This is a genomic window from Streptomyces sp. NPDC048623 (assembly GCF_040650755.1).
Taxonomy (GTDB): Bacteria; Actinomycetota; Actinomycetes; order Streptomycetales; family Streptomycetaceae; genus Streptomyces.
Window position 1 is genome coordinate 117,872 of sequence record NZ_JBEZHV010000019.1, and the last position, 24,487, is coordinate 142,358.

A 24,487-nucleotide genomic window follows, 5' to 3' on the forward strand; every position below is an offset into this window, starting at 1 on the left:
CCTAGTGCGCTTCGGCGATGTGCTGGGTGCCGATGCGCTTACGGAACACCCAGTAGGTCCAGCTCTGGTAGAGCAGCACCAGCGGGGTCGCGATGGCCGCACACCACGTCATGATCTTGAGCGTGTACGGGCTCGACGAGGCGTTGGTGACCGTCAGGCTCCACGCCGGGTCCAGCGAGGACGGCATGACGTTCGGGAAGAGCGTCAGGAAGAGCATCGCCACCGCCGCCGCGATCGTGACGCCGGAGAGCGCGAACGACCAGCCCTCGCGCCCCATCTGGTTGGCGCCGAGCGCACCGACCAGGGTCACGACGGCGACCAGCATCGCGGCCAGGCTCCAGCCGTCGCCCTTGTCGATCTGGGTCCAGACGAGGAAGGCGAGCGCGAGCACCGCCGTGACCAGACCCAGCTTCAGCGCGAGCGCACGGGCCCGGTCCCGGATGTCCCCCACCGTCTTGAGCGCCGTGAACACGGTGCCGTGGAAGGTGAAGAGGGTCAGCGTGACCAGTCCGCCGAGCAGCGCGTACGGGTTGAGCAGGTCCCAGAAGTTGCCGACGTACTCCATGTTCCTGTCGATCTTCACACCGCGCACGATGTTTCCGAAGGCCACGCCCCAGAGGAGCGCGGGGACGAGGGAGGTCCAGAAGATGGCCTCCTCCCAGTTGCGCTGCCACTTCTCGTCGGGCCGCTTCGCCCGGTACTCGAAGGCCACACCGCGCACGATGAGGCAGACCAGGATGATCAGCAGCGGCAGGTAGAAGCCGGAGAACAGCGTCGCGTACCACTCGGGGAAGGCGGCGAAGGTCGCGCCGCCCGCCGTGAGCAGCCACACCTCGTTGCCGTCCCAGACCGGGCCGATGGTGTTGATGAGGACCCGCTTCTCGGTGCGGTCGCGCGCGAGCAGCTTGGTCAGGACACCGACTCCGAAGTCGAAGCCCTCCAGGAAGAAGTAGCCGATCCAGAGGACGGCGATGAGTACGAACCAGACGTCGTGGAGTTCCATGCCTCGATCTCCTGCCCTCAGTACGAGAAGGCCATGGGCCGGTCGGGGTCGCGGTCGTCCCCGCCGATCCTGGTGGGCGGGTTGAGGTCGTCCTCGGTGAGCTCGGGCGGGCCGATCTTGATGTACTTCGCGAGCAGCTTGATCTCGATCACGGCGAGGACGGCGTAGAGCAGGGTGAGGACGATCATCGAGGTGAGCACCTCACCCTGGGAGACCCCGGGGGAGACGGCGGCCCGGGTGGGCAGCACGCCGAAGACGGCCCAGGGCTGACGGCCCATCTCGGTGAAGATCCAGCCCCAGGAGTTGGCGATCAGCGGGAAGGCCAGCGTCCAGAGGGCCAGGATCCAGAAGGCCTTGGTGAACTTCGGGTTGAGCGCCTTGTTCTTGAAGAGCACCAGATGCGGCGCCTCGTCCTCACCGACCCTCAGACCGGGGGCCAGCAGGAACTTCTTGCGGGTCAGCCAGAGTCCGAGCAGGCCGATGGCGAAGGACGCCATGCCGAAGCCGATCATCCAGCGGAAGCCCCAGTACGCGACGGGGATGTTGGGCCGGTAGTCGCCGGGCCCGTACTTCAGCTGCTCGGCCTTGTTGACGTCGTTGATGCCGGGGACGTACGAGTCGAAGTCGTCGTTGGCCAGGAAGGACAGCAGGCCGGGAACCTCTATGGCGACCTCGTTGTGGCCCTTATCGACGTCGCCGACGGCGAAGACGGAGAAGGGTGCCGGCTGCTGGCCGTCCCACAGGGCCTCGGCCGCGGCCATCTTCATGGGCTGCTGCTCGAACATGACCTTGCCGAGGAGGTCACCGCTGACCGCGGTGAGCAGACCGGAGATGACGACGGTGACCAGGCCGAGCCGGAGCGAGGTCTTCATCACCGGGATGTGCCGCTTGCGCGCCAGGTGGAAGGCGGCGATGCCGACCATGAAGGCGCCGCCGGTGAGGAAGGCCGCGGACAGGGTGTGGAAGACCTGGTTGAGGGTGGTGTTCTGGGTGAGCACCAGCCAGAAGTCGGTGAGCTCGGCCCGCCCCCGCGCCTCGTTGATCTTGTAGCCGACCGGGTGCTGCATCCAGGAGTTGGCGGCCAGGATGAAGTACGCGGACAGGATGGTGCCGATGGAGACCATCCAGATGCAGGCGAGGTGGATCTTCTTGGGCAGCTTGTCCCAGCCGAAGATCCACAGCCCGATGAAGGTGGACTCGAAGAAGAAGGCGATCAGGGCCTCGAAGGCCAGCGGGGCGCCGAAGATGTCGCCGACGAACCGCGAGTAGTCGGACCAGTTCATGCCGAACTGGAACTCCTGCACGATGCCCGTGACCACACCCATGGCGATGTTGATCAGGAAGAGCTTGCCCCAGAACTTCGTCGCCTTGAGGTACTTCTCCTTCCCGGTGCGCACCCAGGCCGTCTGGAGGCCGGCGGTGAGGGCGGCGAGGGAGATCGTCAGCGGGACGAAGAGGAAGTGGTAGACGGTGGTGATTCCGAACTGCCAGCGCGCCAAGGTCTCTGGCGCCAAAGCGAGGTCCACGTCGTTTCTCCTTACTTCGCCGTGGTCACATCGGCAGTTTGCGCCCCTGATCCCTCCCATTCCGGGAGGAACAGGGACACGCTTGTGAACGCGTTCACATTCACAAGCATTATGGCCCATCCGAATTCGGCATTGACAGCCGGGGGGTGAGTGCTTTAGGTCACGCCGCCCGGACACGACGAAGCCCCCCACGAGCAGGACGCTCGCGGGGGGCTTCGTGGGAGCTCGGGAAAGCCCGTGATGGCTCGTGGAAGCTCGTGAGATGTGCCGGATCAGGCCTGGAGGAAGCCCTCCGCCGTCTTCAGGAACAGGTCGTTCGCCTCGCCCTCACCGATGGTGACGCGCACGCCCTCCCCCGCGAACGGCCGCACCACGACGCCGTGCCGCTCGCACTCGGCCGCGAAGTCCATGGTCCGCTCGCCGAGCCGCAGCCAGACGAAGTTCGCCTGGGTGTCCGGCACGTTCCAGCCCTGGGCCACCAGACCCGCGTGGACCCGCTCGCGCTCGGCCACCAGGGAGCCGACCCGCCCGAGCAGCTCGTCCTCCGCCCGCAGCGAGGCCACCGCAGCGTCCTGCGCGAGCTGGCTCACGCCGAACGGCACCGCCGTCTTGCGCAGCGCCGCCGCCACCGGCTCGTGGGCGACCGCGAAGCCCACCCGCAGGCCGGCCAGGCCGTACGCCTTCGAGAAGGTCCGCAGCACCGCCACGTTCGGCCGGTCGCGGTAGATCTCGATGCCGTCCGGGATGTCGGCGTCGCGGACGAACTCCTTGTACGCCTCGTCGAGCACCACCAGGACGTCGGAGGGCACCCGGTCCAGGAAGCGCTCCAGCTCGGCGCGGCGCACCGCGGTGCCCGTGGGGTTGTTCGGGTTGCAGACGAAGATCAGCCGGGTCCGGTCGGTGATCGCCTCCGCCATCGCGTCGAGGTCGTGCACCTCGCCCTCGGTCAGCGGCACCTGCACCGAGGTGGCCCCGCTGATCTGGGTGATGATCGGGTACGCCTCGAAGGAGCGCCAGGCGTAGATCACCTCGTCACCCGGGCCCGAGGTGGCCTGGAGCAGCGACTGCGCCACCCCGACCGAGCCGGTGCCGGTGGCCAGGTGCGAGACGGGCACGCCGAAGCGGTCGGCGAGCTCCGCCATCAGGCCCGTGCACGCCATGTCCGGGTAGCGGTTGAAGTTCGCGGCCGCGGCCAGCGTGCTCTCCATCACGCCGGGCAGCGGCGGGTACGGGTTCTCGTTGGAGGACAGCTTGAAGGCGACCGGCCCGCCCGCGGCGGCCGGCTTGCCCGGCTTGTAGGTGGGGACGCTGTCCAGCGCCGCGCGCAGCTTGGGGCCCGCCGTGCTCGTCCCGCCGGTCTCGCTGGTCTCGCTCACTCTGTGGTCCTCCTCGACCTTCCGTACCACCAATGCTTCTCACCTTATGAGGATTCGGCCCCGCTGCGAATGGGCTGTGGACAAATGGGCCGCAGAGGCCGGGACGGCGGCCGGGAGGCAGCGAGGAGACCGCCGGGAAGCCGCCGAAGGGCCGCCGAGGGGCCGCCGAGGGGCTGCCGCACGGCAGAGGGGGCGCGCGAGGGGGTGGCGTGCGCCGGTGGCGAGCGCCGTGGCGCGCATCCCCCGTAGAGGTGAGTTGAGACCTCTTCGAGACCTCGTACCCTCACCAGGCACACAGGCACCAGGGACCGTAGGTCCCATGGCTCTGACCTGAACTTTCTTTGTTTCCAAGGCCATTGACGCCTGTCGATCATGCAGAAACGTGTCTGTCAACGCCCGCATATGCGACCGGCCCGACCCACCCCCATCGCCCTACTATCGGCTCGCCATGACAGCAGCAGGGAAGCACCAGGTGAGCCGGGCACAGACCCGGGGGAGCCGGCAGGGCCGGGCGGGCATCCGGGACGTGGCCGCCGCCGCCGGGGTCTCCATCACGACTGTCTCCGACGCGCTCAACGGAAAGGGCCGGCTCCCGGACGCCACCCGCCGCCATGTCCGCGAGGTCGCGGACCGGCTGGGCTACCGCCCGTCCGCGGCGGCCCGCACCCTCCGTACCGGCAAGTCGGGACTCATCGGCCTGACCGTGACCACGTACGGGGATGAACCTTTCACCTTCACCGAATTCGCCTATTTCGCGGAGATGGCGAGAGCCGCCACGTCCGCCGCGCTCGCCCGCGGCTACGCCCTGGTGATCCTGCCCGCCACCTCCCGGCACGACGTCTGGTCGAACGTCGCGCTCGACGGCACCGTCGTCATCGACCCCTCCGACCACGACCCGGTGGTCACCGAACTGGTCCGCCAGGGACTGCCCGTCGTCTCCGACGGACGTCCCGCCGGCACCCTGCCGGTGACGGCCTGGGTCGACAACGACCACGAGGCCGCCGTCCTCGACCTGCTCGACCACCTGGCCGCGGCCGGCGCCCGCCGGATCGGCCTGCTCACCGGCACCACCACCGACACCTACACCCATCTCTCCACCACCGCGTACCTCAACTGGTGCGAACGGGTCGGCCAGGACCCGGTCTACGAGGCCTATCCGGCGCACGACCCCTGCGCGGGGGCCGTCGCCGCCGACCGGCTGCTCGCCCGGCCGGACCGCCCGGACGCCGTCTACGGTCTCTTCGACCCCAACGGCACCGACCTGCTCGCGGCGGCCCGCCGCTACGGGCTGCGGGTCCCGGACGACCTGCTGCTCGTGTGCTGCAGCGAGTCCACGGTCTACGCGAACACCGAGCCGCCCATCACGACGCTCTCGCTCAAACCGCGCCGGATCGGCACCGCGGTCGTCCAGCTCCTCATCGACGCCATCGAGGGGATCGACACGGACGGCCCGGTCGAGCAGGTGATACCGACGGAGCTGATCGTCCGCACCTCGTCGCAGCGCCGCGCGCCGCGGACGACGGTGAGCCCGCCCCGCTCTCCCTCGAAGGACTGATCCCGAGGGGGAGGGGCGACGGGGGGCGCGGGGGACCTGCCGCGCGCGGGGGCGCCCGGCGGGATGGCAGGGGCGGGGTGACGGGGACGGGGAGGGCCGGAGAGGGACGCCGGAGGTGCGGGGCGGGGGCCGCATCTCTGGAGCGGGCCGGAGCCAAACCTCGGGGCGGCCCGGTCCCTCCCCTGGCCTGGACCTTCCCAATTCGGGCGAAACAGCCGGTGAACCCGGAGTGGACCCGGATTCACCACCCCTGGTGCGTCACACAGGACGACCCTCATTCCTATGATGGGCGGACGACACCGCGGACCACCACGACCAGGACCGGTCCGCGATGTGCAGGGCATCGCGACGGTGGTGGAGGGGTCGATGACACAGGGGGCCGGTCAGGAACCCGTGGTGCGCACGGCGACGTTGCGTGACTTCCGTGTACCTCCGTACGCGCGGGTGCCCGTCCAGGGCCATACCGGCGAGCCGTTCCCGGCCGACGTCCCCGCGCCCCCGCCCGCGTCCGCACCGGCACCGGCGTCCGGACCCGCACCGGCGTCCGCACCGGCACCCACACCCGTACCCGTGCCGGCACCGGCACCGGCACCGGCACCGGCCGAGGCCACGCTGCACCTCGGCTCCCTCGTGGGCTCCATGGGCGCCGAGGAGCCGCCCGTGAGCCGCCCGGCCGAGTCGGCCCAGGGCTACGAGCACGTCTACGAGCAGGCGTACGGCCCCGCCGCCGGCTCCGGCCACCCCGGCAACGCCTACCCCGACGACGAGCCGCCCGAGGGCTACACGCCGACCGAGCGCGACCTGCCGATCATCAACCGGGGCGACACCGTCCAGGTCCAGGTCACCCGGGCGCCCGAGCCCGCCCCCGCGGCGTCCGACGGCCGCGGCCCGCTCTACGTCGTGGGCGACGTGCACGGCTACCTGGACGAGCTCCTGGCCGCGCTGCGCGCCCAGGGCCTCATCGACGAGAACGGCGGCTGGGCCGCGGGCAACGCCCGCCTGTGGTTCCTCGGCGACTTCACCGACCGCGGCCCCGACGGCATCGGCGTCATCGACCTCGTGATGCGCCTGTCCGCCGAGGCCGCCGCCGCCGGCGGCTACTGCAAGGCCCTGATGGGCAATCACGAGCTGCTGCTCATCGGCGCCAAGCGGTTCGGCGACACGCCGGTCAACTCCGGCGCCGGCACCGCCACCTTCCAGGCCGCCTGGCTGCTCAACGGCGGCCAGAAGCACGACATGGACCGCCTCACGGACATGCACCTGCAGTGGATGTCCCGGCTCGACGCCGTCGTGGAGCAGGACGGGCACCTGCTCCTGCACTCGGACACCACCGCGTACCTGGAGTACGGCCAGACCATCGAGGACGTCAACGACAAGGTCCACGAGATCCTCACCCGCAACGACGCGGACGAAGTCTGGGACCTGTTCCGGAAGTTCACCAAGCGCTTCGCGTTCCGTGACGAGGCGTCGGGTCCGCAGGCGGTGCAGGAGCTGCTCGGCACCTACGGCGGGCGCCGGATCGTGCACGGCCACAGCCCCATCCCGTACCTCCTCGGCCAGGTCGGCACGGAGGACGGCGAGGAGGGCGAGCGCCCGGTCGTGGACGGCCCGCACGTCTACGCGGACGGTCTCGCCATCGCGATGGACGGCGGAGTGACCATGGCCGGAAAGCTGCTGGTCGTGCAACTCCCGCTGCCCGCCTGACGCATAACCCTCCGCATCCGGGGAAGTCGATTTCCCGAAACACCCTGTCACCACGGGCCGTGACCGCCCTACCATCGGCTCATCCGTAGCAGGCTCTCCTCCGTTTCCGCCTGACCCGCCGTCCGCAGCGGCCGGTTCCGGCCCTACGGAGCATCGGGGGATGCACATGAACGTGGCTCCGCACCTGCTGACCGAGGACCGCGCCGAGTTCGAGCGGGTCCTCGACGACGCACTGCGCAACGCGCACGACCACCCGGACCTCGCCGAGGCCGGGACCCGGCTCAGCACCGCCCAGCTGCGCGCGATGGCGCTGAACGCGACCGCGCTCATCACGACCGCCGCCGCGACCGAGTACGACCACTTCGTGAAGGTCCGCGAGCAGATACGCGAGCAGCTGCGGGCGACCGCAGCGCCGAACACCGCCGGGACACCGGCCGACGGCCCGGGCGGCGCGGGCGTCGTCGCCGTCGTGACCGTGCTCGCCCCGCTCCTCGCGGGCACCGCGGCGGTCATCTTCCTGCTGGTCGGCGCCGTCCTGAAGATGCTCGACCCGGCCCCGGCCTTCGCCGACGCGCTGCTCACCGCGGGCCTCTTCTTCGGCGCCGTCGCGGCCGCCGGCCTGCTGTGGGCGGGGGCCGGACTCCTCGTCACGGCACTGCGCAACGGCGCCACGGAGGTCTCCGCCCCGGCCCCCGACGACGAGCTGTCCCGCGCCAGGGAGGCCTGGCGCCGGGCCGTCCTGGAGCGCGGGGTGCTCCCGTTCCTCCGCGACGCCCTGGCCGCGACACCGCCGGCCTCGCCCCCGGCCCCGGCCCCCGTCGTACGGAAGCCCCCGCCCCCGGCCGGCCGGATCCCCAAGATCGGCTACAGCGGCCCGGACTTCAGCAGCCCCAACGAGGGCGCGTCGGACGTCCGGCCCAGCTACTCCAGCCCCGACTTCACGAGCCCGGGCTTCGGCACACCGGAGCGACAGCCCGAGTGACGGCCGGAACCGCCAGACGCCCGGCCCGTGCATGCGCGCGTACATGCGTGCGAACAAAAAGCACCGGCCCGCGACTCCCCCGGAACGCGCGGACCGGTACCTGTGGGGCGGCTCCGGGTCAGTCCGCCAGCGGCAGGTAAACCCGGTTTCCGGCGGCGGCGAACTCGGCCGACTTCTCGGCCATGCCCGCCTCGATCTCCTCCTTCTTCAGGTCCCCGCCGTGCTCGCGGCGGATGTCCTGGGAGATCTTCATCGAACAGAGCATTAGCAGAGTACCCATATGGTCTAGGGTCGTGGACAGACAGCCACACGAGACCCGAGGGGGGCCGCCGATGGAGAAGCGCGAAGAGCTCGTCAGCAGGTTGCGCGGGGTGCCCGAAGGCACGCCGACCGTGGACGACGTCCGAGCGATGCTCGCCGCGGACCCGACGCTCAAATGCGTCGTCTGCTACGCGCGCATCTCGTTCGACGGACGGGTCAAGGACGCCCACGGCATCGAGGACCAGCACCGCGAGATGGGCGACCACGCCCGCGCGTTCAACTGGCTGGTGGTCTACCGGTACACCGACAACGACAAGAGCGCGAGCAAGGAGAGCGTCGTTCGCGACGACTTCGAGCAGCTCATCACCGACCTGAAGGCCGGCCACACACCCGAGGGCTACCCCATCCATGGCGTGATGGCCGTGAACGACGACCGCCTCTACCGCCGGCCGAGCGACTGGGAGCGGTACCTGAAGGCGTTCACGGCGCACGAAGGCCGCGTCTACCACGACTCGAACGGCATCCAGGACCTCTACGCCGAGGGGTTCGAGATCAAGGGCCTCGTAGGCGTGGCCATGTCGCTCAGCGAGACGAGGAAGAAGCAGCGCCGCTCACGCAACAGCCACCGCAACCGCGCGATTCGCGGCCTGGCCGTCTCGGCGTGGCGGCCGTTCGGGTGGGAGGACGACAAGGTCACACTCCGCCCGAAGGAGGCGGACGCGATCCGCCAGGCCGTCAAGGACGTGATCGCGGGGGCATCCATCTCCGAGATCACCCGGCAGTGGAAGGAGGCCGAGTTCATCACGAGCCGGGGCAACCCCTTCCAGTACCAGACCGTCAAGCAGGTACTGATGAACCCGCGACTCTGCGGCTACCGGGAGATCAAGGGCGAGCTCGTCCGCGACGGCGACGACAAGCCCGTGGTCGGCGAGTGGGGGGCGATCGTCACTCCCAAGGACTGGTACGCCGTGACCAACACGATCCGCGAGCGGGGACGAGGGTCCGGCGTGCCGACGGGCGGTCTGGTCCACAAGTACCTGCTGACGGGCATCCTCAGGTGCGGCAACGTCCTGGAGGACGGGACCGTCTGCAACAACAAGATGATCGGCATCAAGGCGAACGACTGGCTGAAGTACAAGCACGCCTACATGTGCAAGAAGACCGTCGATGGAGGCTGCAACAAGACGTACAAGCGGGGCGACGAGACCGACAGATTCGTGGTGGACGTGGTCATCGCCAAGCTGGAGAAGGACGCCGCCAGCAGGTCGCGCGACGTGCCCGACTGGGACAAGGCCGAAGCCCTCGAACGGGCCATCCGCAGCCGCAAGGAACTGGAGCGCCGGTGGCACGACGACGAAGACACCGACATTGACGACGAGGCGTTCTTCCGGAACCTTCCGGTGATCGAGCGGCGCATCAAGGAGCTGCGTGCCGACCAGGCGAAGAACGAGGCGTTGAAGGCGGAGGCCGAGGCCGCAGAAGCCGACATCGCCGCGTCGTTCAAGGGCAAGACGCTGACGCAGAAGCGCAAGGCCATAAAGGATGTGCTTGTAGCAGTTGTGGCCGTCCCCGGCGGTAAGGGGAACAAGGCATTCGACTACGAGCTGCTCAAGCCTGTGTGGCGCACCTCCAACTAAGGCAGATGCGGATACGGGCTACCGACGGCCTCGGCAGCCCGGCCTGCGTGACCGGTATGCATCGTTGCAGCAAATTCCGCTAGTCGACTTCCTCGACCGGCGATGCCCCGTGCAGCCTTCAGGAATGTTTCGTTCCTCATTCACCAGGAACCGCTCCGGATCGCCTTCGCGAAGAGCAACCTTCCGGCCATTTTGCCGAGTCAGACCCCCGTGGCGTTGCCTCGTGTGTAACTATCTCCCCCGAGATCACACCAAGAGATCAGGGGGGAAGTTGAAAAGAAGAATTGCACCTTCAGTAATGGCTCTAGCCATCTGTCTGGCACTATTTCCGACGTCCAATGCATTCGCCGGCGAGTCCGGTGCGGAGGTGATGCCGGAAATCGTATCCGACGAGCAGTATCTCGCCGACGGAAATGTGGACCCGAAGACGATTGACCCAGTCATCGAAGTCTCGCAAGCGGCTGGAACTGAAGTTGATGCGTTCGCTGCTCTGCTGGGCGAAGTTTCCGGGCTGACGGTAAGCAGCGCCCCGACTGCCGAGAACTACGGGGAGCTCGGTCAAGCCCTAGTCGTTGACCTGACTTCCGAACTAGGCGCCCAGGTTTCGGTGACCCGGGTCGCGGCGAAGACGGACATCCCACAAAGCACACTCTCGGACGATGGAGCACAGAAGTCGCTATCCGTACTGCCCAACGGATCGCAACTGATGTCGTCACTCTCCCCGGAAACGGGAGCCATGGTCTCCACGCTGTCCCGGAATGGTCAGCTCACGGTTTGGAATGACCCGCACGCGACAACCGAAGATGATCTGACCAGGATCACTCGGTGGGCGACTGCAGTGGACTCCAGGCAGCCTGAAGCAGTTGAAGTTCACACGGCAGCCACTTCCAGCCAGTCCGAATCCATAGGAATTCAGGCGGTAGCGGCAGCGCGCCCCTCGTGCTACCTCACGCTCCAACGACCGTACACACAATACGGGCGGGTGGAAGTCAGCAACCGCCTGCTATGCGATCAAAACGGGCTCATAAAGCTGGATACTTCCATCGAGCAGTATCGCGGCCTCTGGATCTGGGCCAGGAAAGCAGTAAACGCCGGCCAGAAGGAGAACATCTCCTACATCTGGGTCACGGCATCCTGGAAATGCGCGGCAGGGACAGGGAACCAGCTCTATCGCAGCCGCGTCATTCAGCGGTCGCTGCGTAACAGCAATGGCGTTTGGTATGAAACCACCGCCATAATGGGACCACAGCAACGCTTGACGTGCGGCTAACAGGCGTCAATCCGTCGAGGATTCCTCATTAGAACGCAACCATCGAATGGCGCAGAATCGGCATACGTTTCACCCTCTATGCCGATTCTGCGCCTTCTGCATGCGCCGCCTAGACCAAGCAAGGCCCACCAGGAACCCTACCCCTGTCCCAACTGGACCAAGCCAAGTTTCTTGACCCGGGCTGTAAATCAAATCCGAGATCGCAATTGCGATCATCAAAAATACGCCAGTGATAGCGAGCCAGCCGAATCCAATCCCGATCATCACAAGCGGACTGACACTTTTTTCGGACATTCTCACCCCTAAGTCCAGGTGCGGTCACATGGATCTTCTATCGGGAAGATTTCGCCAGCCACTCCTCTGCCCACAGGAGTGGCCTCAACTTCAATTCTACCCATTTTGGCAAGCAGCGGAAAAACAACCAACACGATCTCCGCTCCAAGAGCAGGTACTGCAAACCAAGTCAACGAGATCAAGATGGCGACCAGGTTGGAAGCAGGAACAATGGAGCCCACTTCGCCGTCTGAACACAACACCCAAAGGGCCCCTAGGGTAGCCCCGGAAAGCGAAATGCCTGAGAAGGCAATGAGACGACCTCCCGGGCGCCAACGGAAAATTCTACGACAAGCCAGGACGAGCAGCAGTGCCACGAAACCCGTTGCCGATCCAACCATTTCCGATGGAATGTTCACGTCGCCAAACATCCCATATGCGAATACATCCACCAGGTACGATTCTTTGTCTGCAAGAGCTAGACCCACCGGCGGGATGTACGCAAGGAACTGGGCAGATATGGATAGCGAAACCGAAACAGCTGCGGCACTGAATAAGCGAACCAAATTGCTCACCTACTGCCTCCTTAGATCAGGGCCAGCCTTGAGGCATGCTAAGTGATGCTATCCGCACACCCGTGGGCTTCAGGCCATCTCGCCTGCATCCCGCGGATGGCAGCAAGGCGTGAAGTAGCCATCTGTATACGTTGATCCGACAGCAAGGGCTGCAAACGTGTCAGATGCGTCGCGTCAGGAAGAGCGACTGAGGGCAGCAGGGCGAATCCGTCCAGGAGATGGCCAGCTGTCGCCTCACACGCCGCTCACGCCTCTGTGGCCCGCCTCCGAGCGAGGCGGATGCCCAGCACCGTACCGATGCTCTTGAGCTGGGCGTCACTCAGCGGCGGGGCCTCATCCACGCACTTCCGGATCCAACGTTCCCTGGCCTCGTCTGACAGGGAACGAACCGACTTCTCCGCGACCGTGATCACTGCCAGGGGTTCCCTTCTGTCTTGCGGCGTTCGGCGTGGGCACGCTCGTGGCGCACCTGTTTGGCGAGGAGTTCCTCGCCGGGGCGGTAGCCGGAGGCGAGGTAGGCCCAGGAGGATTCGGTCACGAGGGTGGTGTTCTCGTCGGGGGCCGGGTGGCCGGCGCGGGCGCGGTCCGTCTCGGCCTGGGCAGTGCTCCAGGCGCGGCGTACGTCGCGGAGCGCGCCAAGGGTGGTCGAGTAGGCGCGGGACTTGGTGGAGAAGTGGCCCCGGAAGCCGAGCATGTGGGCCCACTTCCAGAGCTTGAGGTCCGTGAACTCCGGCAGGTGACCGAGCGCCCAGGCGGTGCGGATCATCTGCCGTACGTGCTGCTGGACCTGGAGGTCATGCAGGGGTTCGGCCTGTCCGGTGCCGTCGCAGTCGGCGCACAGGTCGCGGAAGCCGTCCGGGCCGCTGGTGTATCCGCGTCCGGAGCAGGGGCGGCAGACAAGGGTGCGGTCGACCGTGCCGGAGCCCTCGGCGCTCTTGGTGGCGTACTTGGCAACGTAGGCCGCCACCTTCTGGTCGGTGAGTTCGCCGTCCCCCAGGGCCTTGATCTCGCGGACGTCGATGCGGTCGCCCCAGGCGATGACGCGTTCGCCCACGGCGTCTGACTCGATGGTGAGCTGAGCGCGTCGGGCAGCGGCGCGTACGGCGTGGTCCAGCGCGTCGAGGTTGGCCCAGGGTGGGGGCGGGGTGGTGTGTCCGTGGGGGCCGTCGAGGCGGATCACGGCGTGGAAGTGGACCAGGCCGCGCTTCTGGTACTCGGCGACCTTGGCGAAGGAAACGCGCAGAGCTTCCTTCAACGCCTTCTGCGTGATGCCCAGTTGGGCAGCGAGCTCGCGCCGGAGGTAGATGGTGAAGCGTGCCCAGAGCGCCCCGGCATGGGCGTTCCAGAGCACGGCGCCGGTGTAGTCGTACGAGGCCGGGGCGAGCGGAGTGCCAAGGGCAGGGTCGTCCTCGGCGTGGTGCCGGCCGCAGCGGCAGTCCAGGGGCTTGCCCGACGGAGTGGTGGGGCGGTTGTGGACCGGCCCGAAGGAAGGCGCGGTGAGCGTGGCGAACACGCGGGGGTGGGTGCGGACGTCTTCCGCGACGGTCTTGCCGCCGGAGAGTCCCGCCTTGATCAGGTGGTAGGTGTCTGCGGCGTAGACGCGGGAGCAGGCCGGGCAGCGGGAGGCGCGGCGGTTGCCGCAGGTGGTGAGGAGTCGGCCGGTGGGTTCGTCGGCGGTGGAGTAGGCGCGGACCACGGTGCGGGTGGTGGCGTCGAGGGTGGCGGTGTGGCCGACGAGGTTGACCGGGCGGGTGCAGCCGTGGACGTTGCGGACCTGCTCCGTCACGCGGTCGAAGTCTTCGAGATTGGCCAGCTCGATCAGGTCCCGCAGAGCGGGGCTGACGACATGGCGGAGGTCCAGGGGGCGCTTCATGGGGCGGGTTCTCCCTTCGTGCTGGGCTGGGGCCCCGAGCAGGCCGACGGATGCGCGGGCTGCTCGGGGCATGGTGGACCGAGCCCCTTGGGGGCAGGTGCGGGAGGGAGCCGGAAGGCCGGCGGGAGAGTCAGGCCGTCAGGGCAGAGTGCAGGGCGGTGGCCATGGGCAGACCGACGCCGAGCCGCGCCTTGAGCTGAGCGGTGGTGATGGGCTCGCCGTGCTGGACGCGGTGGGCGTCCGCGATCGAGCGCGCTTCGTTCAGCAGGGGCTCGGGCACCTTGACCGCAGGCACCAGGGCCGGGGCGGGTACGGGTGGGGCCGTCACGGGTGCGGGCTCGGGCACGGGGGCCGGATCGGCAGGGGCCGGGGTGGCGGGCACTGGGACGGCCGCAGGTTCGTCTTCCTCAGTCGGGACGACCGGTGCGGGAACGGGCTGGGGTTCCGGTCTCGGCTCCGTGACGATCGGGACGGGCGCGGGGGTGCCGATGGTGTGGAAGGCCCGGAGGAGCTGGGGGCCGACGGCTCCCCAGCCGAGGAGGAGCAGCGGGGCAACGGCGTCCACGGCAGCGCGGCCGTAGTGGCCGGCGGCCAGGGGCTCGGCGATATTGAGGGCCAGGGTCAGCAGGCCGGAGAAGTGCATCAGCCGGTTAGCGGCCTTCATCTGCTCCGGCGGGACACCGCGCAGCGAGAGGTAGCGCAGTGCCACCAGGAGTCCGACCACGGACAGGTCCACCATCGGAGCGATCAGCGGCGCGATGGGCTCGGGGATGCCGAGCCGCAGGGCGAGGGCCCAGACGTTGCCGAAGGAGAAGACGAAGGCCAGGGCCGCGATGACGCCCATGACCACGGTCACGGTGCGCTGGGTGATCCGGTCCTCAGACATAGGGGGTTCACCTCCTCTCAACAGAGCGCAGCAATAAGGGAATTAGCATCCGAGCTATGCGGCGAGCGGCTCCTCACCCTCGTCGTAGCCGTCGTACTTGGTCAGGTCGATGCCGGCAGGGAGCTGGACAGCGAGCAGGGCAGCGGGGTCGGCGGTCAGGTGGGCGGTCTCGGCCGCGATGCGCGCGGCGTCCTCCTCTTCGACGTACGGGGTGCGCAGACGGGTGAAGCCCGCCTTGCCGATGCTGTTCATGACCGCGACGCCGACATAGGCGGAGTCCTGCAACGTCGTCGGGTTCGCGTCAGGCCAGGCCCGGATGTCCTCGCCGAGGGCGGCCACGGCCGCGTCGGCGGTCTTCTGCGCGAAGGACATGCCGACCGGGCACACGTCCCGAATGGACGTGGGGATGGCATCGCCCGTGGGCTTCTGCGTGATGAGGATGACGAGGATGCCGACGCTGCGGCCCTTCCTGACCAGCTCTTCCACGAGCCGGGTGTTCTCGGCCGCAAGGGCGGCCAAGCGCTTGGACTCCTTGTCGGAGCCCTTGTGGTCGCGGAAGTACGTGTGCGCCTCGTCGATGATCAGCACCGTCCACGGCCAGGCGGCAGACGGGCCAACGTGCCACATGTCCTTGCGCCCGAGCACGGTCTTGATCGCGGCGGACCGATCCCGGCGAAGCTTGACCAGCCGCTTGAACAGCGCGTTCGCGTCGTCCAAGTCGTCACCGACGAACGCGAACAACCGGCCGATCACGTCGGCGTAGTCGCCCTCGTACGCGGCGGACACCTTGCCATCCGCCACCGCGATCTGCACGGCGGGCGAGGGCGCGCAGTCACACAGGAACCGGTTGACCGTCGAGGTCTTGCCGAAGCCAGGCAGGCCGGCCATCGTCACCCCGGGCACCTCGGCGAGGTTCACGGCGACGGGCTCGGCGTACTCGTCCAGGCCGAGTTCCCACCGCACCAGTTCTTCCGGTACTTCCCCGGAGGGGACGTGCGTGGTCGGCGTCAGGAGCGGATCGACCCGCACACCACGTATCAGCACCCGTCCGGGCTTGTCCTGGACGACCGAAACCCGCGTGCACCGCCAGGCGTCCGCCAGGTACGGGGCCGCCTTCTGGAACTCCTCCAGACCCACCTTCGGCAGGCAGTTCGCCCGGACGACGACGCCGAACCGGTCGGGCTTCACCTTCAACGCAGGGATGAGAATCCGCGGTTTGGGCTGCTTGCCGTCGGTGTTCGTCAGCGAGGCCAGCGCGGGCGGGGTCTTGTCTACGACCGACAGCCCCATCATCGGGGCCAGCCTCTTCCAGGTCCGGCGAACCCGTATCGCCTGCCGAATGCTGGCCCTCATCTCGGTGTCCGCCATCGCGTAGCGGACGAGCCAGGCGACCGCCCACACGGCGATGAGGACCAGGCCCGCCCCGACCACGATCGGGACGTAGCCCGTCACCTCCCCCACAGTCACGTCGTCTCCTTCCTTTCGTAGAGGTAGCCCGCGAGGGCCGATTCGAGGCCCGCCCAGTCCTCCAGGGACTCGAAGGGCGGGTAGCCGTAGCCGACGAGAACGGCGGCCACGGAGTTGATCAGGGACTCGGAGAACCGGGGGTCCGGTCCGGCGTGAGCGAGCGGATAGCTGCGCTCAGCGCCGAACCGGAACCCGACAGCGCCCGTCACGCGGCGATCTCGGACGGCTCGTCCGCGACCATCGGCGCGGGCATAGCCACCACCTCCAGGCCCGAGGCCCGGTAGGCGACGCCGTCCTGAAGCTGACCGTTGAAGACCCGCGCCCACGGAGTGGCGAACAGGTCCAGCGGCCGCACGAACGCCCCGACATTCAGCCCGTTCGGCAGACCGCTCTTCGGGATCGTGACCTTGATCGCCTCAGCAGCGCCGTCCTCCATCACGAAGACGGTGACCGTGTACAGCGGCTCACCGGTCTCACGGTCGGTGGCGAGCTGGGTCTTCTCCATGTCGGTGAACTTCGGAGTGGGCAGGACGCCGAGCATGTGACGGGTCGTGCTGGTGAAGCCAACGCGGATGCGCGCCATGGATGAACTTCCTTTCGTTCGGTGCCGCTCAGTGCGGCGTGACCACTACAGTGCACTACGCCCGCCAACCCCGTCAAGCGCTTAGCGCACCTAGTGCAGAGACATAGCTAGCTCAGCAGTTGCAGCAGCCCGCGTTCAGGCGTCCTAGTGCGATTGGTGTGCTAGGCGGGCTACCCTCGACGCATGACTTTGCCGAGGGACTCCCACACCCCGCCCTACCAGCTGGTTGCCGACGAGATCCGCAAACAGATCCGGTCCGGCCGCATCAAGCCGGGTGAGCGCGTCCCGTCATCCCGCGACCTCGAAGCCGAGTACGAGATCGCGAACATGACGGCTCGATCGGCACTCCGCGTTCTGCGCGACGAGGGACTGATCTACTCCAAGCCGGGTGTGGGCAACTTCGTCGTCGACACACTGCCGGCCAGCACCAGCAGGAAGGCCGACGCGGGCGGCCAAGAGCCGGACCGACACATGCCCACACCCGAATACGTCGAACTGTCCGAGCGTCTCAACGCGATCGACGCCAGATTGGACAGCCTCTTGAACATCTTTCAGCAGCTGGCCGGGGTCACCGAGAAGCCGAAGAGGCCATAGCGGCCCTTCGCTCACCGACCCGACGCGCCAGCTCCTCCAGCCGGGCGACCTTCTGTTCCATCGTCGTCAGGCGAGCCGCGATCTCCGCGGCCTCATGCTTCTTCATTCCCGCCCCGTTCATGTCGTGCCGTTCCTTGCTGACGTGCCGATCCAACTCACCGGGGCTTGCCCGAAAGCTTGCCCACGGCTTGCCCGTTCACCTCTGAGGGCTTGCCCATCCCAGCAGCGAGACCGGACACCTCCCCGGACAAGCCCGCCCGCGGCCGGAAGCGCCCCGATTCCCAGGTCTAGCCGCCCTCGCCACCCCAATTCGCCGGCACCACTGGCGCGAGCCATCGGACGGGAAACAACCGCCGAGGCCGTACCGCACGACGGACCACACAGGCACAAGCGGGACCTGCCGATGTCGCGGCTCCACTCTGGCCACGCCACCGGGAAGTAGTCACACGCGTCGCCGAGCTGCATCAAGACTCCCGACCTCCTTTCGCTTCCGGACGTCCATGTTCCGGAGAATCCCCGGTTTGGCTAACCGGCGATCGTCGGCTATGTTTCGCCGTTTTGCCTCCGAGAAGGCAGCCCTGGCGTTGCCCCTGCCTCACGCGCTCAACCCCCGCACCTCGTCCCGTAGGGCACTGCGCCCTTCACCTGCTACAGGTGCGAAAAACGGGTCCCGTGTGACACCTGCGGCCAACGAATCCACCTCAGCAGCCCCCACTCACCACCGCGCTTGCCGAAAGCGCCTCCCGCAGGGCACGAGACGGTCACGACCAGGCCGTGGTGAGTCCGAGCCCTCTTACCAAGACGATCCTGTAATCCCGAGCCTGTGGATAAAGTCCGCCGATCCGAAGAACAAACAGGCACGAATCGCCATCACCAGGACATGCAGGGTTGAGATTGATCAGGATCGCGGAGATTGCGCCGAATCGTTTCGCCAGAACGCGGCCAAGCCCGCACGGCAGCAGGGCTGTTAAGAGTTTCTTTACTGGATCAAGGCGGCCCGCCACGGCGGGCCGCGCGGCGCGGCGGCCCCAGGCCGCCGACGCTCCTTGTCTCCGCCACCGCCCCGACGGCCGGCCCACTCGCGCCGCAAGAGCCCGAAAGCGAGCCGGATGAGTCAGGAAGCAACCGAACCGCCCGCAGTCGCACCGCCAGGCAGCGCCCCACGAAGCACCCGGCGGATGTCCGCGTACTGGCACACCGACACGCCAGCCCCGACGAGCCGATACCTCCGACGTTCACAGAGGCGCGGTACGTGGCCGAGGCTCTGTGGCTGGGGTGACCGGCTTCCGCGGCTTTACCCACCTCCCCGGTCCGGGTCCCGCGTCGGGCAAGTCCAGGGGGCCACTCGTTCAAATTCCGGGCAGGGGCAAAGCCTGCCCGAGTTGCCGGGCCAGCGTACGGCCCCCTGAACATGCCCGACCCCAGACCGGGCAGGCCACCGGCCAAAGCCGCTCCAGCCGGACGCGATGTCACGCGCACCACCCATCACCCTCACCAGGACAACCAGACCGCCCGAACCGCACGCCGCGTGCTCCTCTCCAACTCGACAAGCCGAAAGCGGGGTTGGGATCAGCCCGTCGCCGGACACGACGACCACCCCGGTACCATCGGCACCGGGGTCCTGATCAGGGATTCCGCGACCGGACCACCCCGGATGCTGTCCAGGCCAAGGGGTGGTCCGGTTTTTCGTTGTCGTAGGTCAGGCCGCGACCCCACTACGCCCGTGTGGTGTGGCTGAAGCCGAGAGAGGTCAGTCCTTCAGCCTGACAGAGCCTGTCCGAGGGGCCGCCGACCTCGGTCTGTAGGAGCTGGTAAGCGGCGCCATGGGACTGGCCCCAGCGCATCGCGGCCCGCCACAGAACACGCCCGAGGCCCTGCCCTCGGGCATCGGGCAGGACGGCGAAGTACTGGGGCATGAGCTGGGGGCTGCCGATCGCGTCGGGGCGTACTTCCATCGGACCGATCGCGCCCACGATGCGACCGTCCACGGCGGCAGCGAGGACGGGGCCGCACCGGCCGGCCTGCATCTGCCCGTGGAGGAAGGCCAGGCCGTCGGCGGCCATGGCCGAGGCGAACGGGGCGAAGGTCTCTTGCACAGCGGCCGGCCAGTCAGTGACGGGGCGGACCGGGCCGCCGGGGTCGGGGCAGGGTCTGGCAGCGAAGTCCTGGAGCTGGATGCGGGTGCCACGCGGGAAGCCGGTTTCGGGACCGAGCGGGCGCACGACCCTCGCGTTGACCGCGTCATGCACGACGGCGAGCTTCGCGGACAGTTCGGCCGCTTCGTCCACGACGCTGTCACGGTGCCCGTAGGCGAAGACCTTGACGGTGCCGCGTCCACGCCGGGTCAGGGTGGGGATGAGGGTGTGATCGGACTGGTGGACCACGTCGCCACGAAGGATCGTCTCGTCCTTCTCGCTGCTCCAACGCCGGTCCTTGTCGTAGTGCAGGAAGGAGCGGTCAAAGACGGCTGCTCGCAGCGTGTCCTCGAAGAGATCCACGGTGAGGACGTGGGGGTGGACGGGGCCGAGAGTCGGCACGATCGGCGCTGTCAGCACGGGCCGTAGCCAGTCCCAGCGGAAGAACATGAGCGGCACCTTAATGGTCGGTCGGCCAGGGTTCAGGCCCCGACGCGAACACGCCAGGGCCTGAACGGAACCGACCTGATCTGTCGGTCAGTGGGGGTTGTCGTCGCCGGCGTCGCAGGAGCACTCAGCGCTCTCCACGATCACGTCCAGGTCCTGGACGGCGATCACCGCAGCGGCGGCGACGGGCGGGGCCGCGCGGCGAGCCGAGGCCGGCGGGCCGGGCAGAAGATCGACCAGTACGGGCGGGGTCATGATCCGTTCTCCTTGTCTCCGTGTTGGCAGTAGCTGTGCAGCGGCGCCTTCGCCTCCTGGTAGTGCTTGGCCAGGGGGCGGCAGACCCGGCAGGTGCCGGACAGGGCGCAGCCTCCGCACCCTCCAGTGCGAAGCATCAGGCGGTCGGCGATGGCGCCGAGCCGGGTGAGGCCGTCGATGCCTTCGGCCATCAGGTCGATCTGGTCGTCGCGGCCGACCTTGCAGATCGAGACCTTGGCGTGCGGGTCGGCGTGGAAGAAGGTGTGTCCGGCGTTGCAGCCGGCGAACGGCTTGCGCTGCCGCAGGTGGGCGGCGGACTGGGCGAGCAGCGGTTCACCGCCCCCGGAGATCGTGGGCGTCATGTTCGTGTACGAGTGGTGCTCGACGTTCCACTCCTCGGCGAGGGCGGCCATGGCGTCGGCCTCGGCGGCGTTGTCCTGGGTCACCACGACGTTGATCCGCAGCGGCAGACCCGCCTCACGCGCCGCGTCCATACCGCGCCGGAAACCGTTCCACGCCCCGCGGCGCTGGGTCAGGGTGTCGAAGGCGTCCTCACTCGCCCCGTACATGCTGACGACCAGCCGGTAGGGCGGGTAGTCCCGGAAGAGTTCGAGGAGATCCGGGTGCCATAGCCGGGAGCCGTTGGTGGAGATGGTGAGCATCATTCCGGCATGCCAGGCGTACAGGTAGGCGTCGTGGAAGTCCGCGTCCAGGGTGGGCTCACCACCGGTGATCTGGAGCCAGAGGACGCCCGCCTCACGCATGATGTCCAGCAGCCGCACCTTGTCCTCCCAGTCGAGGCCCGAGAAGGGGCGTTCCGGGAGATAGCAGTGCTTGCAGCCGAAGTTGCAGCCAAGGTTGATCTCCCAGGAGGCACGGCAGTAGCCATACGGAGAGGGCTCGCGTACCAGCACTGTCCCCTGCGTCGGTCGGCCGTGCAGGTCGATGTCCCACGTGTCGGCGGCGGTCTGCGCCGCCCAGGCGGGAAGCGCGCTTTCGTCGGTGGCGGCCCGCCGCAGGGCCTCGAAGTGGTCAGCGGGGATGCGCGCCCCAGCCCTGGCACCGGGCTTGAGGAGCAGGTGCCCGTCAAGGAACGGGGAGGCGATCAGAGCGTGGGCCATCAGTGGTGCTCCTTCCGGATCGAGAAGCGCGAATGCACGCGTACGCCCTGGCGGTCGGCGACACGGCAGTAGATCTCGCCGAGCCCGTTGCAGGTGCCGCAGCTCTTGCCGGACGAGTCGGCACCGCTGCCACCGCAGTCCCCGCAGCTCTCGTCGCGAGGAGGGTGAAGGCGCCGGGTCAAGGTGGATGGGGTAGCTGCCACGCGGGGAACCTCCGTGCACAAGAAAGGGGGGTCAGGACAAGGCCATGCGGGCGAGTCCGTCTCGTCCAGCCACGAGCCGCACTCGCGTGTGCGACGTCCGCATGACCTGGATGGGCAGCGCGGCGCCCAGGACGTAGACGTTGCCGTCGGCGAACTCCAGGACCCTTCGCCCTCCCGCGACCCGCCGCACGTTCGTCACGGTGTGCAGGTTGCCGCCGATCGTGACCACGTCTCCGAGACGGACGCCGTCACCGATCGTCGTGACGATCTGACTCGTCGAACCGTTCATTGCGCCTCCATGCGTACGTCTTGGTTCCCTGCCGCGACATTCACGGACGGGGAGCCGCGGATTCGGCAGCCGTCCAGGGCGGACTGGTCTAGGTGCCGGTGCTGAGGGCGACCCCGATCACGAATCCGCACGAAGCGCTGATGCAGATGATGAAGAGGACGCCGGCGTACCGGCCGATGACGCGAATCACAGGCCGACCCGGCTGTTGTTGTTCTTCACGGCCAGGCGCGCGCTCAGTTCCTCCCGCGCCCCGGGTGCCAGCACGTCGCCGGGCATGGCCTCCCACTCGATGCCACCGCCGACCGGCCGCATCTGTACGCGGCCACCGATCTCACCCATGACGATGCCGATGCGTCCGGTCTTCTGGTCCTTGGCCAGTTCACCGATTCCGGGGCCGGCCTGCTGTTTGCTCGCCATGTGCATCAGGTTCGCGAACCGTAGGCTGTTGACAGAAGGTCAGACTGATTACCCAACTTGGGTAAACTCGCGGTAGGTAGAGATTCAGCGACGTTGTGTGGCCCTCACCTGTGGGAGGTTGCCCGATGCCCGAGCCATCCCGCCCGCCGGAGTTGCCTGCCGGGCTTCTCACCCATCCCGAGATGATCAAGGCATGCCGCGTCCGCGACTTCGCGGCGGTCTTCAAGCTGGTGAAGACCCGTGCGGGCATCTATCCGTCGATGATCGCGCGACGTTGCGACCTGACGCCGAGCCGTGTCGGCGAAGTCATGGCGGGACGACGCCAGTTGCTCCACATGGACGTCATCGAGCGCATCGCCGACGGATTGCGGATCCCTGGCCACATGCTCGGACTCGCGCGGCGGGAGTGGGAAACGCCCATTGGGCTCCGGGTCGCGGACAGGGAACCGCCTCACCCTGCCTCACCAGCACCGTCGACTCCGATCTCACTGCCGGGCTCGGACGTGGACAGCATCCTTGCCCTCACCTCTCGGGCGAACCCGAACCCGTCCACGCTGCACGCGCTGCGTTCCTCCATCGAGGACTACTGGCGACGGGACGACCAGCACGGAGGCGAGGCACTGCGGCCGGCAGTGGTCGGGCAGCTCCGCTACGTCGTCGAGCTGCTGAAGGCGAACCGCCCCGCCCCCATCCAGCACGGCCTGTACGGCGTGGCCGCCGAGCTCGCGCGCCTCACGGGCTGGACGCATTTCGACGCGCGCCAGTACAACCAGGCCCGGTCGTACTTCACCGAGGCGTTGCAGTTCGCCCGGGAGATCGACGACCGGGAGTTCATGGCCAACGTGCTGGCCTGCATGAGCTTGCAGGCGACGTACCAGGACAGGCCCGGAGACGCGTTGGCGTTCGTCAACGCAGCCCAGGACGAAGCCCGCACAGCCGCCGTCACCACCCCACGCGTGCTGTCGATGCTGTCACTGCGGGAGGCATTCGCCCACGCCACACTGGGCAGCCACACCGCCACCCACGCGGCCATCAGCGAGGCGCACCGCCAGTTCGAACGGATCAAGGACAGCGACCCCGACCCCGCGTGGGTGACCTACTTCGACGAGACCAAGCTCATCGTCGACACCGGCATCGCACACGGCCGACTCGGCGAGGCAGCGACCGCCGAACCCCTGATCGCCGACGCCTTGAGGCGGGAGAACAGCGCCAATCAGCGAGGACGCGCATTCCACGCGTTCTGGCTCGCCCGTACACAACTCAGCCTGGGCAAGCTGGACCAGGCGTGCCAGACGGCGACGGACGCGTTGGAACCCGCTTCCTCGGTCGCCTCAGAGCGCGTGGCCGGGCACCTGCGCGAGTTCTATGACGAGTTGGCCCCGTATCGGCGGGAGCCCGTAGCCCTGGCCTTCGAGTCACGGCTACGGGATCTCCTCCCCGCTCAGGTCAGCGGATCGCCTCGTCCATGAGGACGTACAGGAGGCCGACGAGCGAGCCACTGCTGACGATCTCGCGGCGGTCGATCATGCCCCGGATGTCAGCCAGCGGGATCCACTCGATCCGGTCGGATTCGTTCTTCTCGGTGGGCGGACCGTCGTAGGCAGCCCCGTCAGCACGGAACACGTGGTGCTGAGAGTCCGTGATCCCGTTGGCCGGCTCCGCGTAGATCAGCGGCTTCATCGGTCCAGGCCGCCAGCCCGTCTCCTCCAGGACCTCACGGGCGGCAGCGTCGGCAGGGCTCTCCCCGTCCTCGACCAGGCCCATGGGCAGTTCCCACGCCCACGAGTCCGTGATGAAGCGGTGCCGCCACATCATCAGGATCTCTTGCTTGTCGTTGATCACGGCGGCCACGGCCAGGTGCCGGAGCTTGACGACGTGGTACTCCCACCGGCGCCCGTCCGGCTGTTCCACATCGGTCAACCACAGGTTGACCCACTGGTTCTCATAGATCGGACGTTCCCCGTGGATCTTCCACTGCATCGCTGCTGCCCCTCTCGATCAACCCCTAGCATCGCAGAGCAGGTCTTCCCGATGGCCGGGTTGGGAGAGATTCAC

The 24,487-nt window shown here is 67.9% G+C and carries 24 protein-coding genes; 7 read left to right on the plus strand and 17 right to left on the minus strand.

Annotated elements, in window-relative coordinates; genetic code table 11:
* Nucleotide 1 precedes the first annotated feature (1 nt).
* The 3 genes from cydB to hisC all read right to left on the minus strand — a co-directional run bounded on the left by cydB (nt 2) and on the right by hisC (nt 3,905).
* Nucleotides 2–1,003 (minus strand): cytochrome d ubiquinol oxidase subunit II, encoded by a 1,002-nt coding sequence (gene cydB, locus AB0C73_RS25535; RefSeq protein WP_362534293.1) that lies wholly within the window; start codon nt 1,001–1,003, stop codon nt 2–4.
* 17 nt (nt 1,004–1,020) lie between these two features.
* Entirely contained in the window at nt 1,021–2,529 is a 1,509-nt protein-coding gene (locus tag AB0C73_RS25540; RefSeq protein WP_362534296.1) for a cytochrome ubiquinol oxidase subunit I, read from the minus strand.
* Nucleotides 2,530–2,801: 272 nt separating this feature from the next.
* Nucleotides 2,802–3,905 (minus strand): histidinol-phosphate transaminase, encoded by a 1,104-nt coding sequence (gene hisC, locus AB0C73_RS25545; protein ID WP_362534298.1) that lies wholly within the window; start codon nt 3,903–3,905, stop codon nt 2,802–2,804.
* A 448-nt stretch (nt 3,906–4,353) separates the two neighbouring features.
* On the opposite strand from hisC, the gene AB0C73_RS25550 reads away from it, so the two are divergent.
* The 3 genes from AB0C73_RS25550 (at nt 4,354) to AB0C73_RS25560 (ending at nt 8,146) form a co-directional block, all read left to right on the plus strand.
* The gene (locus tag AB0C73_RS25550) at nt 4,354–5,460 is read left to right on the plus strand and encodes a LacI family DNA-binding transcriptional regulator (protein WP_362534300.1); all 1,107 of its coding nucleotides are present in this window, start codon (nt 4,354–4,356) and stop codon (nt 5,458–5,460) included.
* Nucleotides 5,461–5,811: 351 nt separating this feature from the next.
* Nucleotides 5,812–7,164 carry a metallophosphoesterase gene (locus AB0C73_RS25555; protein WP_362534416.1) on the plus strand — a complete coding sequence of 451 codons (1,353 nt, stop codon included), beginning with the start codon at nt 5,812–5,814 and terminating at the stop codon, nt 7,162–7,164.
* A 160-nt stretch (nt 7,165–7,324) separates the two neighbouring features.
* Entirely contained in the window at nt 7,325–8,146 is an 822-nt protein-coding gene (locus AB0C73_RS25560; protein ID WP_362534302.1) for a hypothetical protein, read from the plus strand.
* 118 nt (nt 8,147–8,264) lie between these two features.
* On the opposite strand, the gene AB0C73_RS25565 is transcribed toward AB0C73_RS25560, so the two are convergent.
* Complete coding sequence (locus AB0C73_RS25565) at nt 8,265–8,399, minus strand: hypothetical protein (RefSeq protein ID WP_362534304.1); 135 nt, start codon at nt 8,397–8,399, stop codon at nt 8,265–8,267.
* A 79-nt stretch (nt 8,400–8,478) separates the two neighbouring features.
* On the opposite strand from AB0C73_RS25565, the gene AB0C73_RS25570 reads away from it, so the two are divergent.
* Entirely contained in the window at nt 8,479–10,044 is a 1,566-nt protein-coding gene (locus tag AB0C73_RS25570; protein WP_362534307.1) for a recombinase family protein, read from the plus strand.
* 298 nt (nt 10,045–10,342) lie between these two features.
* Nucleotides 10,343–11,314 (plus strand): hypothetical protein, encoded by a 972-nt coding sequence (locus tag AB0C73_RS25575; RefSeq protein WP_362534310.1) that lies wholly within the window; start codon nt 10,343–10,345, stop codon nt 11,312–11,314.
* A gap of 302 nt (nt 11,315–11,616) precedes the next feature.
* Here the strand turns inward: AB0C73_RS25575 and AB0C73_RS25580 are convergent, their stop codons facing one another.
* From AB0C73_RS25580 to AB0C73_RS25605, 6 genes are all read right to left on the minus strand, one after another.
* The gene (locus AB0C73_RS25580) at nt 11,617–12,162 is read right to left on the minus strand and encodes a hypothetical protein (RefSeq protein ID WP_362534312.1); all 546 of its coding nucleotides are present in this window, start codon (nt 12,160–12,162) and stop codon (nt 11,617–11,619) included.
* Nucleotides 12,163–12,571: 409 nt separating this feature from the next.
* A complete protein-coding gene (locus AB0C73_RS25585) occupies nt 12,572–14,035 on the minus strand; it encodes a replication initiator (RefSeq protein ID WP_362534315.1) in 1,464 nt (487 codons plus the stop codon).
* A 130-nt stretch (nt 14,036–14,165) separates the two neighbouring features.
* Complete coding sequence (locus AB0C73_RS25590; RefSeq protein WP_362534317.1) at nt 14,166–14,921, minus strand: DUF2637 domain-containing protein; 756 nt, start codon at nt 14,919–14,921, stop codon at nt 14,166–14,168.
* A gap of 54 nt (nt 14,922–14,975) precedes the next feature.
* Nucleotides 14,976–16,388 carry a cell division protein FtsK gene (locus AB0C73_RS25595; RefSeq protein ID WP_362534319.1) on the minus strand — a complete coding sequence of 471 codons (1,413 nt, stop codon included), beginning with the start codon at nt 16,386–16,388 and terminating at the stop codon, nt 14,976–14,978.
* On the minus strand, nt 16,385–16,597 hold the full coding sequence (locus AB0C73_RS25600) for a hypothetical protein (protein WP_361956983.1): 213 nt from the start codon (nt 16,595–16,597) through the stop codon (nt 16,385–16,387). The genes AB0C73_RS25595 and AB0C73_RS25600 overlap by 4 nt, the downstream gene beginning before the upstream one ends.
* Entirely contained in the window at nt 16,594–16,971 is a 378-nt protein-coding gene (locus AB0C73_RS25605) for a hypothetical protein (RefSeq protein ID WP_362534322.1), read from the minus strand. The genes AB0C73_RS25600 and AB0C73_RS25605 overlap by 4 nt, the downstream gene beginning before the upstream one ends.
* A 183-nt stretch (nt 16,972–17,154) precedes the next feature.
* Here AB0C73_RS25605 and AB0C73_RS25610 point away from each other — a divergent pair, with 183 nt between their 5' ends.
* On the plus strand, nt 17,155–17,565 hold the full coding sequence (locus AB0C73_RS25610; RefSeq protein ID WP_362534325.1) for a winged helix-turn-helix domain-containing protein: 411 nt from the start codon (nt 17,155–17,157) through the stop codon (nt 17,563–17,565).
* Nucleotides 17,566–19,280: 1,715 nt separating this feature from the next.
* Here AB0C73_RS25610 and AB0C73_RS25615 read toward each other — a convergent pair.
* The 6 genes from AB0C73_RS25615 to AB0C73_RS25640 all read right to left on the minus strand — a co-directional run bounded on the left by AB0C73_RS25615 (nt 19,281) and on the right by AB0C73_RS25640 (nt 22,432).
* Nucleotides 19,281–20,150, minus strand: a complete 870-nt coding sequence (locus AB0C73_RS25615; protein ID WP_362534326.1) for a GNAT family N-acetyltransferase — start codon at nt 20,148–20,150, stop codon at nt 19,281–19,283.
* Between the two features lie 87 nt (nt 20,151–20,237).
* Nucleotides 20,238–20,402 carry a hypothetical protein gene (locus tag AB0C73_RS25620; RefSeq protein WP_362534327.1) on the minus strand — a complete coding sequence of 55 codons (165 nt, stop codon included), beginning with the start codon at nt 20,400–20,402 and terminating at the stop codon, nt 20,238–20,240.
* Nucleotides 20,399–21,523 (minus strand): radical SAM protein, encoded by a 1,125-nt coding sequence (locus tag AB0C73_RS25625; RefSeq protein ID WP_362534329.1) that lies wholly within the window; start codon nt 21,521–21,523, stop codon nt 20,399–20,401. The genes AB0C73_RS25620 and AB0C73_RS25625 overlap by 4 nt, the downstream gene beginning before the upstream one ends.
* Complete coding sequence (locus tag AB0C73_RS25630) at nt 21,523–21,705, minus strand: hypothetical protein (RefSeq protein WP_362534332.1); 183 nt, start codon at nt 21,703–21,705, stop codon at nt 21,523–21,525. Before AB0C73_RS25630 ends, AB0C73_RS25625 begins: the two co-directional genes overlap by 1 nt.
* Before the next feature lie 52 nt (nt 21,706–21,757).
* Nucleotides 21,758–22,015, minus strand: a complete 258-nt coding sequence (locus AB0C73_RS25635) for a hypothetical protein (RefSeq protein WP_362534335.1) — start codon at nt 22,013–22,015, stop codon at nt 21,758–21,760.
* Between the two features lie 186 nt (nt 22,016–22,201).
* Nucleotides 22,202–22,432 carry a hypothetical protein gene (locus AB0C73_RS25640; RefSeq protein ID WP_362534338.1) on the minus strand — a complete coding sequence of 77 codons (231 nt, stop codon included), beginning with the start codon at nt 22,430–22,432 and terminating at the stop codon, nt 22,202–22,204.
* Nucleotides 22,433–22,557: 125 nt separating this feature from the next.
* Between AB0C73_RS25640 and AB0C73_RS25645 the strand changes: the two genes are divergently transcribed.
* Complete coding sequence (locus AB0C73_RS25645; RefSeq protein ID WP_362534341.1) at nt 22,558–23,901, plus strand: helix-turn-helix transcriptional regulator; 1,344 nt, start codon at nt 22,558–22,560, stop codon at nt 23,899–23,901.
* Here AB0C73_RS25645 and AB0C73_RS25650 read toward each other — a convergent pair.
* Nucleotides 23,879–24,412: an NUDIX hydrolase gene (locus AB0C73_RS25650; protein WP_362534343.1), complete on the minus strand. Its 534-nt coding sequence runs from the start codon at nt 24,410–24,412 to the stop codon at nt 23,879–23,881. The two genes, AB0C73_RS25645 and AB0C73_RS25650, sit on opposite strands and share 23 nt — an antisense overlap.
* Between the last annotated feature and the right edge of the window lie 75 nt (nt 24,413–24,487).